The sequence below is a fragment of the Prosthecobacter sp. genome (assembly GCF_034366625.1).
Classification (GTDB): Bacteria; Verrucomicrobiota; Verrucomicrobiia; order Verrucomicrobiales; family Verrucomicrobiaceae; genus Prosthecobacter.
This window is the reverse complement of the sequence record NZ_JAXMIH010000023.1, coordinates 530413-547435: the sequence shown is the minus strand read 5'-3', so window position 1 is coordinate 547435 and position 17023 is coordinate 530413. Positions and strand designations below refer to the sequence as shown.

Annotated in this window: 12 protein-coding genes; 7 read left to right on the top strand and 5 right to left on the bottom strand. The window is 61.3% G+C overall.

Annotation, left to right across the window (positions count from 1 at the left end; all coding sequences use genetic code 11):
* Positions 1 to 170 precede the first annotated feature (170 nt).
* The 4 genes from U1A53_RS22855 to U1A53_RS22840 all read left to right on the top strand — a co-directional run bounded on the left by U1A53_RS22855 (position 171) and on the right by U1A53_RS22840 (position 8711).
* The gene (locus tag U1A53_RS22855; RefSeq protein WP_322284182.1) at positions 171 to 3707 is read left to right on the top strand and encodes a PVC-type heme-binding CxxCH protein; all 3537 of its coding nucleotides are present in this window, start codon (positions 171 to 173) and stop codon (positions 3705 to 3707) included.
* 154 nt (positions 3708 to 3861) lie between these two features.
* Complete coding sequence (locus U1A53_RS22850; protein ID WP_322284181.1) at positions 3862 to 4782, top strand: alpha/beta hydrolase; 921 nt, start codon at positions 3862 to 3864, stop codon at positions 4780 to 4782.
* A 175-nt stretch (positions 4783 to 4957) separates the two neighbouring features.
* A complete protein-coding gene (locus tag U1A53_RS22845) occupies positions 4958 to 6088 on the top strand; it encodes an aminotransferase class V-fold PLP-dependent enzyme (RefSeq protein ID WP_322284180.1) in 1131 nt (376 codons plus the stop codon).
* 31 nt (positions 6089 to 6119) lie between these two features.
* The gene (locus tag U1A53_RS22840; protein ID WP_322284179.1) at positions 6120 to 8711 is read left to right on the top strand and encodes a VWA domain-containing protein; all 2592 of its coding nucleotides are present in this window, start codon (positions 6120 to 6122) and stop codon (positions 8709 to 8711) included.
* Here the strand turns inward: U1A53_RS22840 and U1A53_RS22835 are convergent.
* Entirely contained in the window at positions 8708 to 9031 is a 324-nt protein-coding gene (locus U1A53_RS22835) for a phosphotyrosine protein phosphatase (protein WP_322284178.1), read from the bottom strand. The two genes, U1A53_RS22840 and U1A53_RS22835, sit on opposite strands and share 4 nt — an antisense overlap.
* Positions 9028 to 10578 carry a 2,3-bisphosphoglycerate-independent phosphoglycerate mutase gene (gene gpmI, locus U1A53_RS22830; RefSeq protein ID WP_322284177.1) on the bottom strand — a complete coding sequence of 517 codons (1551 nt, stop codon included), beginning with the start codon at positions 10576 to 10578 and terminating at the stop codon, positions 9028 to 9030. Before gpmI ends, U1A53_RS22835 begins: the two co-directional genes overlap by 4 nt.
* A gap of 224 nt (positions 10579 to 10802) precedes the next feature.
* Here gpmI and U1A53_RS22825 point away from each other — a divergent pair, with 224 nt between their 5' ends.
* Positions 10803 to 12224, top strand: a complete 1422-nt coding sequence (locus tag U1A53_RS22825) for an N-acetylmuramoyl-L-alanine amidase (protein ID WP_322284176.1) — start codon at positions 10803 to 10805, stop codon at positions 12222 to 12224.
* A gap of 46 nt (positions 12225 to 12270) precedes the next feature.
* On the opposite strand, the gene U1A53_RS22820 is transcribed toward U1A53_RS22825, so the two are convergent.
* From U1A53_RS22820 to ribD, 3 genes are all read right to left on the bottom strand, one after another.
* Positions 12271 to 12834, bottom strand: a complete 564-nt coding sequence (locus U1A53_RS22820; RefSeq protein ID WP_322284175.1) for an HAD family hydrolase — start codon at positions 12832 to 12834, stop codon at positions 12271 to 12273.
* 99 nt (positions 12835 to 12933) lie between these two features.
* Positions 12934 to 13515, bottom strand: coding sequence for a GNAT family N-acetyltransferase (locus tag U1A53_RS22815; RefSeq protein ID WP_322284174.1), 582 nt, complete (start codon positions 13513 to 13515; stop codon positions 12934 to 12936).
* A gap of 84 nt (positions 13516 to 13599) precedes the next feature.
* Positions 13600 to 14658, bottom strand: coding sequence for a bifunctional diaminohydroxyphosphoribosylaminopyrimidine deaminase/5-amino-6-(5-phosphoribosylamino)uracil reductase RibD (gene ribD / locus U1A53_RS22810; RefSeq protein WP_322284173.1), 1059 nt, complete (start codon positions 14656 to 14658; stop codon positions 13600 to 13602).
* Positions 14659 to 14751: 93 nt separating this feature from the next.
* Here ribD and U1A53_RS22805 point away from each other — a divergent pair, with 93 nt between their 5' ends.
* Positions 14752 to 15747: a type II secretion system F family protein gene (locus U1A53_RS22805; protein ID WP_322284172.1), complete on the top strand. Its 996-nt coding sequence runs from the start codon at positions 14752 to 14754 to the stop codon at positions 15745 to 15747.
* Between the two features lie 116 nt (positions 15748 to 15863).
* The gene (gene recA, locus U1A53_RS22800) at positions 15864 to 16973 is read left to right on the top strand and encodes a recombinase RecA (RefSeq protein ID WP_322284171.1); all 1110 of its coding nucleotides are present in this window, start codon (positions 15864 to 15866) and stop codon (positions 16971 to 16973) included.
* The last annotated feature ends 50 nt before the right edge of the window (positions 16974 to 17023 follow it).

The window sequence follows — 17023 nt, the reverse complement described above, 5'->3', positions numbered from 1 at the left end:
TTGCGTCATCCAGCCCAAGGGTGCCGAGCCTCGGCGAGTGCTCCCTTGGGTTCACCCCCAGCGCTCCTTTTCCCCCAAGGCCGAACACCAACGGTGTTCCGTCCACCGCCGCCGCACCCCATATCTCCGCGATAGCGCACTCCGCATACCTGCGTACTCTCCGCCCTCGCATGAAATCCATCCTGCTCGCCCTCCTCGCCCCCGCGTTCGCCATCGCCGCTCCAAAGCCGCTTTTCCAATCCAAGGTCATCGACGAAAAGACGCCGAACCACAGCGTCGAGATCGACGTCGATGTCAGCAACGCGAAAGAACTCTTCCTCGTCGTCACCGATGGCGGCAACGGCTTCGGTGCCGATTGGGCGGACTGGGCGGAGCCGCGACTCCTCCTGGCCGATGGCAGTGAGAAAAAACTCACCGAGATCGAGTGGAAGTCCGCCCAAGCCGGTTTCGGCGACGTGCGCGTCAATTCCAACGTCAAAGGCGGTGAACTGCGCTCCGCAGGCAAAGCCATCGAATACGGCATCGGCACCCATGCCAACAGCGTCATCACCTTCAACCTCCCCGCAGGCGTGAAACGCTTCAAAGCACGCGGCGCACTCGATGAAGGCGGCACGAAGCAGGGCGGCGGTACCAGCGTCGAGTTCCGCGTTTACACGGAGAATCCCGGCCCGCTGAAAGCCAGCGCCGTTGCGGGAGCCTCGCACGAGCCTGCGGACTCCACCGAGCAGCTCGACGTGCATCCTGAACTCGTGGTCCAGCTCTTCGCCAGCGAGCCGATGATGGCCTCGCCCGCCAGCATCGACATCGACGCGCGTGGCCGCGTCTGGGTCTGCGAGGTCGTCAATTACCGCAAGCACAACGGCGAACGCGCCGAGGGCGACCGCATCCTCATCCTCGAAGACACCGATGGCGACGCGAAGGCCGACAAATCCACCGTCTTCCATCAGGGCCGCGATGTGGACAGCGCCCACGGCATCTGCGTGCTCGGCAACAAAGCGCTCATCTCCTGCGGCGACGATGTGTTCTGGCTCATCGACGACAACGGCGACGACAAAGCCGACCGCAAAGAACTCATGTTCACCAAGATCGGCGGGGCGCAGCACGACCACGGCATTCATGCCTTCCACTTCGGCCCTGATGGCCGCCTCTACTTCAATTTCGGCAACGCCGGCAAACAGCTCTGCGACAAGGACGGCAATCTCATCACCGACATCCACGGCGTGAAGTGCACCAATCAAAACAACCGCCCCTACCAGCAGGGCATGGTCTTCCGCTGCGAGCTGGATGGCAGCAACGTTGAGGTGCTCGCCTGGAACTTCCGCAACAACTGGGAAGTCGCCGTCGATAGCTTCGGCACCCTGTGGCAGAGCGACAACGACGACGACGGCAACAAAGGCGTGCGCATCAACTACGTCATGGAGTTCGGCAACTACGGCTACTCCGACGAAATGACCGGCGAAGGCTGGCAGATCCCGCGCATCGGTTGGGAAAGCGAGATCCCACAGCGTCACTGGCATCAAAACGACCCCGGCGTCGTCCCGAACATGCTCATGACCGGCGCAGGCTCTCCCACCGGCATGCAAATCTATGAAGGCGATCTCCTCCCCAGCGTCTTCCACGGCCAGCCGATCCATTGCGATGCCGGACCGAACGTCGTCCGCGCCTACATCACCCAGCCCGACGGTGCCGGTTACAAGGCCGAGATCGTCAACATCCTCGAAGGCACCAAGAACCGCTGGTTCCGCCCCAGCGATGTCGCCGTCGCCCCCGATGGCTCTTTAATTGTCGCCGACTGGTACGATCCCGGCGTCGGCGGCCATGGGATGGGCGATGTGACGCGCGGGCGGTTGTTCCGCGTGACGACGAAGGCTGCTCTGAAATATCAAATCGCTGATTTCAAATTGGACACCGTTGAAGGCGCTGTGGCGGCTTTGAAGTCTCCGAATGAGGAGCAGCGTTACCTCGCGTGGAAGAAGATCGAAGAAATCGGCTCCGAAGCCGAGCCTGAGCTTTATAAACTCTTCGACGACAAAAAATCACTCCCGCAGCATCGCGCTCGGGCGCTGTGGCTGCTTGCTGGTCATGAATGGGAGCGGATCAATCCCGGTGCCGACAAACCGAACCCGCATGACCTGACTCTGCCCGACTCGCTCACGAAAGCCCTCGCCGACACCGCCCCCAACATCCGCATCACCGCCATCCGCGTCGCTCGTCGTCTCGTCCAGCAAGCGCATCCCGAAATGCTGCGTGAGGTGATCGCTAAGGTCGTAAAGGATGCTTCGCCTGCGGTTCGCCGCGAAGCGGCGATTGCGCTGCGATTTGATGTCAGTGATCGGTCGAATACACTTTGGGGACAACTTGCACGAAAACATATTCGACCTGATCGCTTCATGTCAGAAGCCATGGGAATTGGAGCGGAGAAGTGCTGGCCTGAACGACTGGCCTCGACATCCACAGGAGAAGCACCTGAAATATCCGAAGCATTTGAATCAGCAATGGTTGATTTAATGCTTCGAGCCCGCGGAAACAATATCCCGAACATCCTGGCTAATGCATTAACAGATCCTGCGGATAGCGGATATAAATTGGCTAACCGGAATGGTGTAAGATTTCTTCGAAGCCTTCAGTTCCAACCTGCAACGGCCTCTAGTGAAGTAGCCAGGGCCGCTTTGACCATCTTTCTCAAAGCCGATGCCGAAACCGCCCTCGCCTCCACCGCACTGCTCGACCGCAATGTCATCGCGTCCAATCCCGAGGCCAAGGCGCGGCTTGATTCACTCCTAAAGCCCGTCATCGGCAAACCCGAATTCATCGACCTCGTGCAGCGGCTCAATTTGACCGGGTTCGAGCAGGAACTCGTCGATTACATCACCGCGCATCCCGATGCGGGCGAGTCCATCACCGCCGCACGCATTCTCGCCGCGAACACCGGCAAGACCGTGGCCTTCCTCACAAAGGCGGACGCCGCATCAGCGAAGAAGCTCGTCGCCGCGCTCGGCAAGGTCAGCGACCGGCCCAGCGTGGCCGTGTTGAACCAGGCCTTCTGGCCCGAGAAGCGCGACGACGTGCGCCGCAGCATCGTCGAGGCCCTCGCGCTCAGCAGCGAAGGCGGACGCGCCCTGCTGAAATGGCAGAGCGAGAAAAAACTGCCCGACACCGTCAAAACCACCGCCGCGCTCGCCCTCAGCCGCAGCACCGATGCCGGCCTGCGCAATCAAGCCGCCACCGAACTCCCGCTGCCCGCCGCCCTCGGCGCCGAGAAATTCCCGCCGCTCGCTGACTTGATGAAGCTCAAAGGCGATGCCGCCAAAGGCCAAGCGATGTTCATGCAGGCCGGTTGCGTGGCCTGCCATCAGGTCAAAGGCCAGTTCATCAACTTCGGCCCCGACCTCACGCAGATCGGCAACAAGCTGAGCAAAGACGGCCTCTTCACCGCGGTGCTCTATCCCAGCGCTGCTGTGGAGCACAGCTTCGGCGGCCTCACCGTTACCACGAAGGAAGGTCAAACCGTCCTCGGCTATGTCGTGAGCGAGACCGACGTCGAACTGACGCTCAAAATGGCCGGTGGTGCCACGCAGGCGATCAAGAAGACCAGCATCGTCAAAAAGGAGGAGATGAAGGACTCCCTCATGCCCCCCGGCCTCGCAGCAGCCATTGGCCCGCAAGGCCTGGCCGATCTCGTCGCCTACTTGCAGACGCTCAAGTAACGCAACGCCCCGCCGCATGGAGCGCGAGTATGGCTTTAGCCTACTCGCCACTTGTCAGTCCCAGCGCCAACGCATCACCGAAAAACAGGCGAGTAGGCTTCGCCATACTCGCGCGCCTGCAACTTCGCACCTTCCCCATCGTTTCACCCGCACCATGCGCCTGATCCTGCCACTCCTCCTCGCCTTCTCACTGCCCGCTTTGGCCCAAAAGGGCGACAAGAAGAAGCCCACGATCAAACTGACCGATGCCGAGGTCACGACGAAGGAGATCGTCTATAAAACCACGCCGCAGGGCGAACTGAAGCTGCACGTCTTCTCTCCAGCGGGCGAAGTTCAAATTGCGGCCCTGCGCCCATGCATCGTGTTCTTCTTCGGTGGTGGTTGGAAGAGCGGTTCTTACCTGCAATTCGTCCCGCAGGCCGAATACCTCGCCAGCCGAGGCATCATTGCCATCAGTGCCGATTACCGCATCGCCAGCATCCACAAAACGACACCGGACAAATGTGTCGAAGACGCTAAGAGCGCGATCCGCTGGGTGCGTGGCCACTCCACCGAACTGGGCATTGATCCTGACAAAGTCATTGCCGCTGGAGGTTCCGCCGGCGGCCATCTCGCCGCCTGCACGGCGCTCGTCACGGCCTACGACGCTGAATCCGACGACAAATCCATCTCCGCCAAACCGAACGCGATGGTGCTCTTTAATCCCGCGTTGAACATCGCCACGCTGTTCAAGCAACGCGAAACGGGCGACAGCCCGATCACGCTCGACATCGCCGAGGCCATCACGCCGAACAACTTTGTCAGCAAAGACACGCCTCCGGCCATTCTGTTCTTCGGCACCGCCGACAAACTTAAGGTTGGCGGCGATGAATATGTGAAAAAAGCCACCGAGCTCGGCCTGCGGGCCGAGATGTGGTCCGCCGCCGACATGCCGCATGGCTTTTTCAACAAGGAGCCGTGGATGCAAGTCACGGCAAAGAAGATGGACGAGTTCCTTGCTTCGCTCGGCTACCTTGGCGGCGAACCGCTCATCAAGGTGCCAGACGGTGCGCCTGAACTGAAGCGAGAGAACTGAGATCGATACCAAATCACCCCTCACCCTAACCCTCCCCCCTAAGGGGCGAGGGAACCAGAATCTCCCCCTCTCCCCGCCGAAGAATTCATTTCATCCAACGGTTCTTCGGGGAGAGGGCCGGGGTGAGGGGCGTTGGTAGATTGCCGAATCGCCTCATCCCTTCATCTTTCCCCACATGCTCACCGACTCCTCCCGCGCCGCCGACTTTCCCAGCCTCCACGGCATCCACTACCTCAACACCGCCGCCGAAAGCATCCCGCCGCTCTGTGTGAATGAAGCGGTGGCCGAATACATGCAGCACAAATCGCTGGGCATGCGCGGGCGCGACTTTCATTTCCCACGCGTCGAGGAATGCCGCGAGATCACCGCCAATCATCTCGGACTCGCCACGGACGAGGTTTCCTTCTGCTCGTGCAGTTCCGAAGCCTACAACCTGCTCGCCAACGCCCTGCAACTCACGCCAAAGGACGAAGTCGTCGTCACCGATCTCGATTTCCCCGCCGGTGCCACGCCCTGGCTTACCGCGCCGGAAGCTTCGCGACCTGTCACCAGGCTGTGGAAGAATAGCAATGGCGCCCTCAACCTCGTTGACCTCGCATCCTTGCTCAACGAACGCACCGCGCTGGTGCAGGTCAGCCTCGTGAGCTTCTACAACGGCCACCGCATCGCGTTTCCCCGCCTTCGCGACATGATTCGTCTGCTCGCACCGCAGGCGCTCATCGCCGTCGATGTCACGCAGGCGCTCGGACGTGTCGCGCTCGACTGCCAGGACGCGGACATCCTCATCTCCAGCACGCACAAGTGGACGCTCGGCATTCACGGTGGCGGCATCATCGGCATTCCGAAAAAATCCGCCGCACGTCTCACCACCAGCGCCGGCGGCTGGTATCACATCGCAAATGCCTTCGATGCCGACCGCTTTGAAAGCGCCCGCATCAAGCCCGGCGCGCTCAGTTTCTCCGTCGGCATGCCCAGCTTCGCTGCTCTCTACGCCTTGAATGCCTCGCTGCGCTATCTCGATGCCATTGGCGTCGCCAGCATCGCCGCGCATGCCGATCCTCTCGTCGCGCGCGTGCATGCAGGTTTGAAGGAGCTGGGCATCACGACGTTGTGTGCCGCGCAGCCCGACTGCTCCAGTGGCATCGTTGCCTTTCGCCACGAAAACACAGCGGCGATCAACGATGCCCTGCTCGCCCAGAACATCCACGTCATGCACCAGGTCGGCCGCATCCGCATCGCCGTCCACGGCTACAACACGGCAGAGGACATCGAGAAGCTGCTGGCAACGCTGCGTTGCGCGCTCTAAATAGCGCCCGCCACCGAACCTCACGCATCTCTTGGACTGGGAATCACCAAAACTCCTCCTGCTCATCCTGCCCGCAGTCGCGCTGCTGCTGTGGATCGAGTCGCGTTCATCGCATCCGATGTCCGGTTTGCGCAAGCGGCTGCTGCTCGTGGCGCGTGCCATTGGCGTGATGCTGGCGCTCGCCGCACTGGCGGGTCCGGCGCGTGTGACACAGACGGGCCGGAAGGCGTTGGGCATCGTCGTGGATGCCAGCCAGAGCATGGGCACGGAAGGATTGGCCAAATCCCTCGCCGAAGCCGCCCGTGTGCGTTCGGCTCTCGGCAGCGGGATTGATTCGTTTGTCGTCCAACTTGGCTCGCAGCCGGAACTTCTGCCCGAAGCGAGCAACCCGGCGATGCAGATTGAGTGGCAGAAGAAAAACGGCGGCGACAGCCACTACGCCGCCGCCATCGAGTATGCGGAGGCCATGTTTCCTCCCGGAGTGAGCCGCAACATCCTGATCATTGGGGACGGCCACGAGACACGCGGAAGTTTGCTCAATGCAGCACGCGAGGCGGCTGTTTCTGGCATCAAACTGCACGCGCTGCCAGTTTCCGGGCAGCGCAGGCCGGATGCGCGCATGATTGCGCTCACACCGAACCGCACGCGCTTGTTTGAAGGCGCGAGCTTGAGTCTGAAGGCCGTGTTTGAGAGCACCATCGAAGGCAGCGGCACGCTGAAGCTGTACGAAAACGGCATCGAGGTCGAAAAGCGGCCTGTGACGCTCAAACCCGGCGCGACGCAGGAGATCATCTTCACTCGCACACCTTCGACGCGGAACACCTTCCAATACCGCGCCGTGCTGGAGGGCATTCAAGGCGACACGCTGCCTGGAAACGACAGTGCGCTGGCCATCGTGGATGTGCGCGGGCGGTTGCGACTGCTTTACATCGAGTCCGATGCCAGCGAGGCACGCTACCTGATGCAGGCGATGGAAAAGGAGGGCATCGAGCTTGATCTGCGCCAGCCGGGCAATCTCGCGATCACGTTTGATCAACTCGGCGGTTACGACGGCGTCATCCTCTCCGATGTGCCCGCGCATCAGTTGGGCGAGCCGCTCATGAACGCGCTGCGCGATTATGTCGATAAACTCGGCGGCGGCCTTGTGATGCTTGGCGGACCGGGGTCGTTCGGCGTGGGAGGGTATTACCGAACGCCGATTGAAGATGTGCTGCCCGTGCGCTTGAAAGCACCGGATGAAGAGGAGAAACAAAGCGCGGCTGTCGCCATCGTGATGGACCGCTCCGGCTCCATGGCCGGTGAGAAACTCGAAATGGCCAAGAGCGCGGCGATTGCGACGGCTGAAGTGCTCGGACACAACGATTCGCTCGGCGTGTGGGCCTTCGACTCCGAAGCGCACGTCGTCGCGCCGATGACACGACTGACTTCAACGAACGCCGTGTCGGGACAGATCGCCGCTGTGGCCTCCGGTGGCGGCACGAACTTGCAGCCCGCGTTTCAACTCGCCCGTGAGGCGCTGCTGCGAACAAAGGCACGCGTGAAACACATGATCATCCTCACCGACGGTCAGACCGCCGGTGCAGGTTACGAACAGCTCGCATCGCAATGCCGCGGCGAAGGTCTCACCATTTCTACTGTCGCGATCGGCGAAGGTTCGCACGTGGCGCTGCTCCAGGCCATCGCCTCCAGTGGTGCTGGCCAGTCCTATTCCACCATCGATGCCAGCGGCATCACGCGCATCTTCACGCAGGACACGCTCATGCACACGGGCCGCATGATCCGGGAGGAGCCGTTCATTCCTGAACTGAAGGAAAAACACTCCATCCTCGCCGGATTCGAGAAGTGGGACTCGCCCACGCTGCTCGGCTACGTCAAAACCACGCGCCGCACCTCGGCGCAAGTGCCGCTCGTCACTGAAACCGGCGATCCGCTGCTCGCGCACTGGCGTTTTGGCCTCGGCAAGGCGACTGCGTTTACTTCCGATGCGAAAAGCCGCTGGGCCTCACTGTGGATCGCGCGTTGGAGCGGTTACGGACGCTTCTGGTCGCAGGTGCTGCGTGAAACAGCCCGCGCCTCGCAAGGTCGGCTCATGGATTTGTCCGCACGCATGGAAGGTGATGACGCGCGCATCAGCGTCGATCTCCTCGCCGATGCCGGCACGCGGGCGAACAACGCCGTCGTCGAAGCCGAGGTTTTTCATGTGGCCGCCGATGCGCTCGGCGCACCGATGAAGGCCGTGCAAAAGCTCGCGCTGCGGCAGGACGCGCCCGGCACCTACACCAGCGATTTCAAACCGACTCAGGCAGGCGTGTATCTCATCCGCGCCCAATCGGGAGCCGAAATGGTCACCACCGGCCTCATTCACAATCCCTCCACCGAATCCAGTCTCGGCACCGTGAATGAAACACTGCTCCAAGAAGCCGCCCGCATCACCGGAGGCGATTATCTGGTCGATTCATCGCGTCTGCCCAATCTCGAAACCACCAAGGCCGTGCAACACGAAGAACTCTGGCCGCCGCTGCTGCTCGCGCTGCTGTTCATCTTCCTCATCGACACCGCCATTCGCCGCTGGGAGCATGTCGTCGGGTTGTGGCAACTCGTCCCGATTCGCAAGGCCGTTTAGGCCAGCAGCGGTTCGACGCGTTCGCGAATCAGCGCGACCAACTCCGGGTGCATGAACGGGTAATCGTCAGGAATGTCGAGAACGTCGATGCGCAGATCGTGAGCGATGGCTGGGAACTGATCGCGCAACCGCCGCTTGTGCTCGTGTTCCATCACCAGCACCCGATCCGCCCACAACAGCAGCTTTTCCGTGACACGCTGTCGAGCAGAAGCACTGACTCCCGCGCTGCGAACCTCAACACGTGGATCATTTTGATAAACGGCCTCCGCAGTCGGGCTGCGCCATTGGTTGCGGGAGCAGAGGAAGAGAAGGCGGGTCACTTGCGAATGAGCAAACTCTTCCCCGTCATCTCCGCAGACTTCGCCACGCCAAGCATATCGAGCAGCGTCGGGGCGATGTCAGCGAGTTTGCCGTTGTCGACGGTGTAATTCGATGAATCGGCGGCGACGTAGATGCCGTGGACGAGATTCGTGGTGTGCGCGGTGTTGGGGCTGCCGTCGGGGTTGCGCATGAGTTCGCAGTTGCCGTGGTCGGCGGTGATGAAGAGCTTGCCGCCGAGTTCGAGCACTTTTTCGACGATCATGCGCACGCCGAGATCGATGGTCTCACAGGCATGAACGCCCGCCTCGACGACGCCAGTGTGGCCGACCATGTCGGGGTTGGCGTAGTTCATGATGACTGCGTCGTATTTTTCCAAGCGACGCAGCACCTCAAAGGTGAGGTCGGGGGCGCTCATCTGCGGCTTTTTGTCGTAGGTGGGCACTTCTTTGGGCGAAATGGCGAGGTAGCGGTCTTCGCCGGGGTTTGGCTCTTCGACGCCACTGTTGAAGAAGAAGGTGACGTGCGGGTATTTTTCGGTTTCAGCGGCACGGAGCTGCGTGAGACCAGCGGCGGCGATGATCTGGCCAAGGTTGTTGTTCAGGCTCTCGGAAGCGAAAATGACGCGGGCACCGAAGTCGGTGTAGGTGGCGTCGTATTCGGTGAGCGTGTAGTAGCCGGTCTTCGGCGTGACTTCGCGATCGAAGCCCGCGAAGTCGGCCTTCAAGAAGGCATCGCTGAGCTGGCGGGCGCGGTCGGCGCGAAAGTTGAACCACAGAATGACATCGCCATCGCGAATACGCTGCTCGTTGGCGTTCGAGAAGATCATGGGCTGCATGAACTCATCGCCACGCGGGTCGCTCGGATACGCGGCCTGCACGGCGACACTCGGCAAATCGGTGCGGACTTCACCACGACCGAGGACGATGGCGTCCCAGGCGAGCTTGTTGCGCTCCCAGCGCTTGTCGCGGTCCATGGCGTAGTAGCGGCCAATGACGGTGGCGATTTTCGCGCCGCTCGGGGCGAGATCTTTTTCCAGCTTCGCCATGTAGGCAGCACCGCCGGTGGGGGAGGTGTCTCGGCCATCGGTGATGGCGTGGACCATCAAATCGGTGACGCCAGCGGTCTTCGCGGCATTGCAAAGCGCGGCTAGGTGATCCTGATGCGAATGCACGCCACCATCACTGATGAGGCCGAGGAAGTGCAGGCGCTTGCCTTTGGCTTTCTCGAAGGCTTCGACGAGCACGGGCATCGTGGCGAGTTCGCCGTCGCGGATGCTCTTGTTGATGCGGGTGAGGTCTTGATAAACGACGCGACCGGCACCGAGATTGAGGTGGCCGACTTCGCTGTTGCCCATCTGGCCTTCGGGCAGGCCGACATCTTCGCCGCTGGCGCTGACAGTGCCACTTGGGTAGGTGGCGTAGAGGTGGTCGTGAAAAGGGGTCTTGGCGAGCAGCGTGGCGTCGCCATTGGCAACGGCTTGAGCTTTGCCGCCAGGGTTGATGCCCCAGCCATCACGGATAATCAGAACAACGGGTTTTTTGGTCATGGATGAATGGTCAATGGGTCAAGGCGGCTTCGCCGTCAAGGCCGGGTCAAGGCTGCGCCGGTCAAGCGGGCCAAGGAGCACCATTTTGACCACCTTGACCACTACTTGACGAATCCTTGACCTCCCTGCCTTGTTTCCCCCCCGCCCGCGTCAGAACGTTTGCGCTCGGGGCCGACTCGGACTATAAAAGGCCGCCTTTCCACATTTTCGCCGTCATTCCCGTCATGACTTCCGAACTGCACTCCAAACTCCCCCAGGCCGTCATCGCCACCCTCGTTTTCGCTTTGGCGTCCGTGTCATTCGACACGGCATGTGCGGAGGAGAAGCCGGGGTTCTTCAAAAAGCTCTTCGGAGGCGGCAAGGAGGAGACTCCGCCCGCACCCGAAACTAAGCCGGTGCCCAAGCCTGCCCCGACGGTCAAGCCCAAGTCGGAACCGGCCAAAACCACCACGAAGACTCCCGCACCGACGACCAGCAGGCCGCCGCGTGTCATCATCACCACGACCGGCGGAACCAAGAAGAAGGTGGAGCTCAACAAGCCCACGACCGCCCCCAAAGCAGAAACGCCCAAGACACAGCCAGAACCGATCAGGGATGTGACGAAGTCCGTGGCGAAGGACAACGAAGCCCCGATGAAGGGTGAATTCAAAGCCGACGACGATGACAAGACCGCCAGCACGGTGAAACCGGACGCAGTGACGGTGCTTCCCGCCAATGGCGGCTGGGAAATCGTGAAAATAGGCGGACGCGACTACGTGACTGCCGAGAGCATCCGGAACTTCTACAACCCGGTCTATGGTTTCACCACCTTCCGCCTGCAGGGCAATCATTTCTGGCTCGGCTCCTCGAAGCTCATCCTCAAGGCGCAGATCGGTTCGCAGGATCTGCTGATCAACAATATCAAGTTCATCCTGAGCTTCCCGGTGCAGTCCTACAACGGCAAGGTGCTGTTCTCGCGCCTGGATCTGTGCAAGCTGATCGACCCGGTGCTGTATCCCAGCCACATTCAGAACGCCGAGTACTTCGACACCGTGGTCGTCGATGCCGGACACGGCGGCCATGACGCGGGTGCGCGCGGTGTTTACGGCTATGAAAAGGACTTCGCGCTGAAGATGGCGATGTCTGTGCGCACGGCGCTCATGCAGCGCGGTTTCAAGGTCATCATGACGCGCGCCGATGACAGGTTCCTCACGCTGGGCGGACGCGTGGCCATCGCCAACCAGACGCCCAAGAGCATCTTCCTCAGCTTCCATTTCAATTCCGGCGGTTCCGCCGCGTCCGGCATCGAAACCTGGGCTCTGACACCGCAGAGCGCCGCAGCCACCATCCCGCGCGGCGGCGGCTACAATGTGAACGGCGTCACTGGCAACAAACAGGACTCCGCCAACATCGCGCTGGCGACGGCGGTGCATGCGAATGTCATCAGCCGCTTCAAGTTCGTCGATCGCGGCATCAAACGCGCGCAGTGGAGCGTGCTCACCGGCTGCAAACGACCTGGTATCCTGTTTGAGGGCGGTTTCGTCACCAATGCCAAGGAGTGCCTCCTCGTGGCCTCCGACACCTACCGCCAGCAGGTTTCCGCTGCCATCGGTGACGCCGTGGTGAACTACCGCAAGGCGCTCGAAACGGCGATGGCGAAGCGTTGAGCTAAAAGAGCGCGGCCATCCTGGCCCGTTTGGGTGGATGCTGGGATCAGGATGATCCCGCTCCTGCCGGAAGTTCTGCCGCTAGCAGTGCTGCAAGCTCCGCGGTGCTCTCCAGCGTGAAATCGGCCGCCACCTGGGGCTCATGATGGCTCAAGATGCGGATTGTACGTGGCACGCCGGCATTGCGCGCCATTTGTATGTCCCGGTCGTGGTCGCCAACGAGCCAGCTTCGCTTCAAATCGAGGCCATGATCGCTCTGCGCGCACTGAATCATCTCAGGACTCGGTTTGCGGCAGGTGCAGGTGCCGGAGAGATGCGTGCAGGCATAGACACCATCGAAGGCGGCGGTGTGCCGACCCAGTTCTTCCTGCATGCGCGCATGGAGATCGTTCAAATCGTCCTGTGTCATGAGACCTTTTCCCACGCCCTGCTGGCTCGTCACCAGGATCGTGGCGTAACCACGTGAACGGCACAGCGCGAGGGCTTCGGTGATGCCAGGAGCAAAATGGAAATCCTCCCAGCGCAGCACGTAGCCATCGCCAGGTGAAAGGTTGACGACGCCATCACGGTCAAAAAAAACAGCGGGGCGAGGCAGGGTTCCGGTGGGCATGCAGGCGCACGCATAGCCGCTCGGCAGCGGCAGGGAAACACATCTTTGCGGACATCATCACCTCTGATTCGTCATGCAAATGCGCTTAGTGACGGCGCGCTAATCCCCTGCCCCGGTATTCTCATAGTCCACCGCCAAGTTCAGACCCATGAGCACGTAATCATGCGGCTGCGCCTGCATGTCCCGCAGGTAGTCGGGCAGTCGCAGCAGCTCCACGAAGCCGCATTTCATGAAGGACTGCACCGTGTTCTTCCGCTCGCCGTTGAACTCCGCCTCCAGCCGCGTCAGCCCGGCATGGGTGGCCGCCTCCACCAGACCGCCCAACAGCGCCCGCAACACGCCCAAGCCGCGAAAATCTGGGTGAATCAACGCATCCACCATGCCGATGTGCCGTTTCCAGCCTCCGGGCCGCTGGTGCAGCGTCGCATGCCCCACCACCTGACCGTCTGCCAGCGCCAGCAGCGTCAGACGCTTCTCGTAGTTCAGGTCATGGCACCAGGCCTCGATTTCATCCGTGCCGTTCAGACGGTGCTTGAGGAGAAAGCGCTCACCGCTGGGAATGGCGTCATGAAACCGCGTGAACGCCGGTCCATCCTCCTCCTGTAGGGGACGGATCAGCGTCTGCACGCCGTTGGTCAACGTCTGGCGGACAGGGTATTGCTCCAGGGCAAATTCAATCATGGCATGTCAAATCCTCCACTAGCACAGCATCAGGCGTGCCAGAATCTCGATGATGCCGAAAGTGAAAGGAACCGCTTGGGAGCGCTACGTTCCTTCCGGCCAGATGGGAAAGCCATGCACCATCACATTGTCGCCCATGGGACGGACGGTGACGTGATCGAGTTCAATGGATCGTGGCAGCGCCGATCCAGCGAGCGAAGGGCGACCACCACCGCACAACCTGGGCGCGATGTACCAATAAACCTCATCGACGAGTTTTTCACGGAAGGCCTGACCGAGAATGATACCGCCGCCTTCAATCAACACCGTCATCACGCCGCGTTTGCCGAGGTCTTTGAGCACTTCGGGCAGATCCTTGCCGAGCATGATGAGCGTGCGGTCTTTGAACTCATCCGTCAGAATGCGGGAGTGCGGCGGGATCTCGCCGCTGCGAGTGAGAACGACGCGCCAGGGCTGCAGCTTGCCACTCCCCGCACTGCCATCACGCAAGGTGAGTTGTGGGTCGTCTTTCCGCACCGTTTCCGCACCAACGATGATGGCGTCCACGCGCATGCGCAGCCTGCGGCCATGAGCGCGCGCTGCATCGTTGGTGAGCCACTGACTTTCGCCCGCAGGACGCGTGATGCGACCGTCGAGGCTCTGGCCCGCCTTGGCGATGACATACGGCATGCTGGTGGTGATCCATTTGGTGAAGGGCCGGATCAGCGCCTGGCACTCGGCCTCCAGCACACCGCCGGTCACTTCGATGCCAGCGAGCAGAAACATATCACGGCAGCGCCCGGCGTGCTGCGGGTTCGGATCATTCGCGCCATAGACCACGCGTTTGAGGCCTGCGGCTTTGATCGCTTCGGTACAGGGCGGCGTGCGGCCATGCGTGCAGCAGGGTTCGAGCGTGACGTAGATCGTGGCTCCAGGCAACAGCTTGGAATTGGACTGCTGCGCATCCCGGATCGCCTCCACCTCGGCATGCGGCTCACCGGCTTTGCGATGATAGCCCTGACCGATGACCTTGCCCTGCGCGACGACGACGGCTCCCACAGGTGGATTCGGACTCGTCAGACCGACGCCACGCTGCGCCTGATCGAGAGCCTGGTGCATCCAGCGCTGGTCGGGTGTTTCTTTTTTGTCAGTGGGAGGCGGCATGCGGGCATGCATGATAAGCACTGCCGCAGCGCTGAGAAGTAAGAAGTTTATGCTCGCCGCAGATGGTGTGGCGGCATTACTTTGCCGCTGCGGATGAAACTCTCTGAAAAAGCCCTGCTCTATCGCGAACTGGCCAAGTTGGTAAGCGCGGACTTTCATCTCGACCGCTCGATTGACCTTCTGCTCAAGCAGCAGCCTTCACACGCGCGCCAGACCTGGCTGCTAGGCCTGCAACGAGGACTTGGCGAGGGCAAAGGCATCGCCGACTCGCTCACCGCCCACTGCGGCGCCTTTTCCGGCACGCTGGAGTTTGCGCTGATTGATGCAGGTGAGCGCAGCGGGCGTCTCAGCGACGCATTCAGCCATCTGTCGCGCTATTTTGAGGCCTGGGATCTGGCGGTGCGGCAAGCGGTAGGGGCCATGATCTATCCGCTGGTGCTGGCTCATCTCGGCATCGTGCTGCCGGAACTGCCTGCGATGGTGACTGCCTCCATGCAGGGCGAATCTGCTTCACTGCGGGGCGTGTTCATGCCGCTGGCGGTGTTGTGGTTGATTTTGCTGTCACTGTTCCTGCTCTGGCGCTGGCTGTCGCGGCTGGGAGCTGAATCAGCCACCGTGGATGCCTGGCTTGGGCGCATTCCGTTCATCGGCAGTGTGCGCAGGCATTGGGCGCTGGCCCGTTTCGCCCAGGTGTTTCATGCCTGCCTGCTCGCCTCGATGCGCATGACGGAATGCATGTTGCTCGCGGGAGGCGCTTCGCACAGCGGGATGTTACGGCGCGCCTCAGAGGATGCGGCGCAGCGCATTGCCGCCGGGGAAACCATCGCCGGTGCCATGGCGGATGTGCATGGTTTTCCCATGGTGTTTGTGCATGGCACCGCCACAGCGGAGGAGTCAGGCACGCTGGATCATGAGATGAACCGCTGGGCCGCCGCCGAAACCATCGAGGCGGGCGATGCCGTGCAACGTGCGGCGCAATGGCTGCCCAAAATCGCCTACGGCATCGTGGTCGTTTATGTGTCCTACCGCATCATCGCCATGATGGGCGGCTACTACGGCGGGATGATGAAGCAGATCGAGGGGCTTTGAGGGGCGCTTGGCACAAATAAATCGCGATCAGCAGGTGAAAGTGCTTTACGGCATGCTTCAAATGCGCTTTCTGTTCGACCGAACAGCTTTTATTCACTCCCCTACCACCCACGACCATGGCCAGATCCCCCTCCAAAGAATCCGCTGAACCCACCGCCGCCAAGACCGACAAACTCGCCGAAGCACGCGGTCGCAATCTGGATCTCGCCATCCAGCAGATTCAGAAAGACTACGGCGAAGGAGCCATCCTGCGCATGGGCGGCGAAGGCTTGAAGTCCGACATCAGCGTCATCCCCACCGGCAATCTCTTGATCGATCAGGCGCTCGGCACGGGTGGTTTTCCACGCGGACGCGTGGTGGAAGTTTACGGCCCGGAATCCTCCGGTAAAACGACCCTCACGCTCACCGTCATCGCCCAAGCGCAAAAAACTGGCGGCCTCGCCGCCTTCATCGACGTGGAGCACGCCCTTGACCCTGCTTATGCCCGCCGTCTTGGTGTCAAAATGGATGAATTGCTCGTCTCGCAGCCCAGTTCCGGCGAGGAAGCCCTGCGCATCTGCGAAACACTCGTGCGTTCCAATGCGCTCGATGTCATCGTCATCGACTCCGTGGCCGCGCTCGTCACCCGTCAGGAACTCGAAGGCGACATCGGCGACTCCACCGTCGGCGCCCAGGCACGTCTCATGAGCGCCGCGTTGCGCAAGCTCACCGCCATCATCGCCAAGGCACGCACCTGCTGCATCTTCACCAACCAGATTCGTGAAAAGATAGGCGTCATGTTCGGCAATCCTGAAACGACCCCTGGTGGCAAGGCGCTCAAGTTCTACGCCAGCGTGCGCGTGGACATCCGCCGCATCGGCGCCATCAAAACCACCGACGGTGTCGTCACCGGCAACCGCACCAAGGTCAAAATCGTCAAAAACAAGCTCGCACCTCCTTACACGGAGGCCGAATTCGACATCATGTACAACGAGGGCATCTCGAATGTCGGTTCCCTGCTTGATCTGGCAATGGACTTCGAGATTCTGCAAAAGCGCGGCTCCTGGATCAGCTACAAAGGCACCCAGCTCGCCCAAGGCCGTGATGCCGCCAAGGAAGTCCTCCGCAACGACGCCACCGTCTATGCCGAGATCGAAGCCGCCGTGAAAGCCAAGCAGGCCGAGAAAGGCGCTGCTGCGGAGAAGGGTTCGTCGAAAGCCGCGCCAGCCGCCGATGCTGACGAGTGAAGCCTTCTTGACCTGCGTGACTCCATGACCGTCTCCCGCTCGGCTCTCCA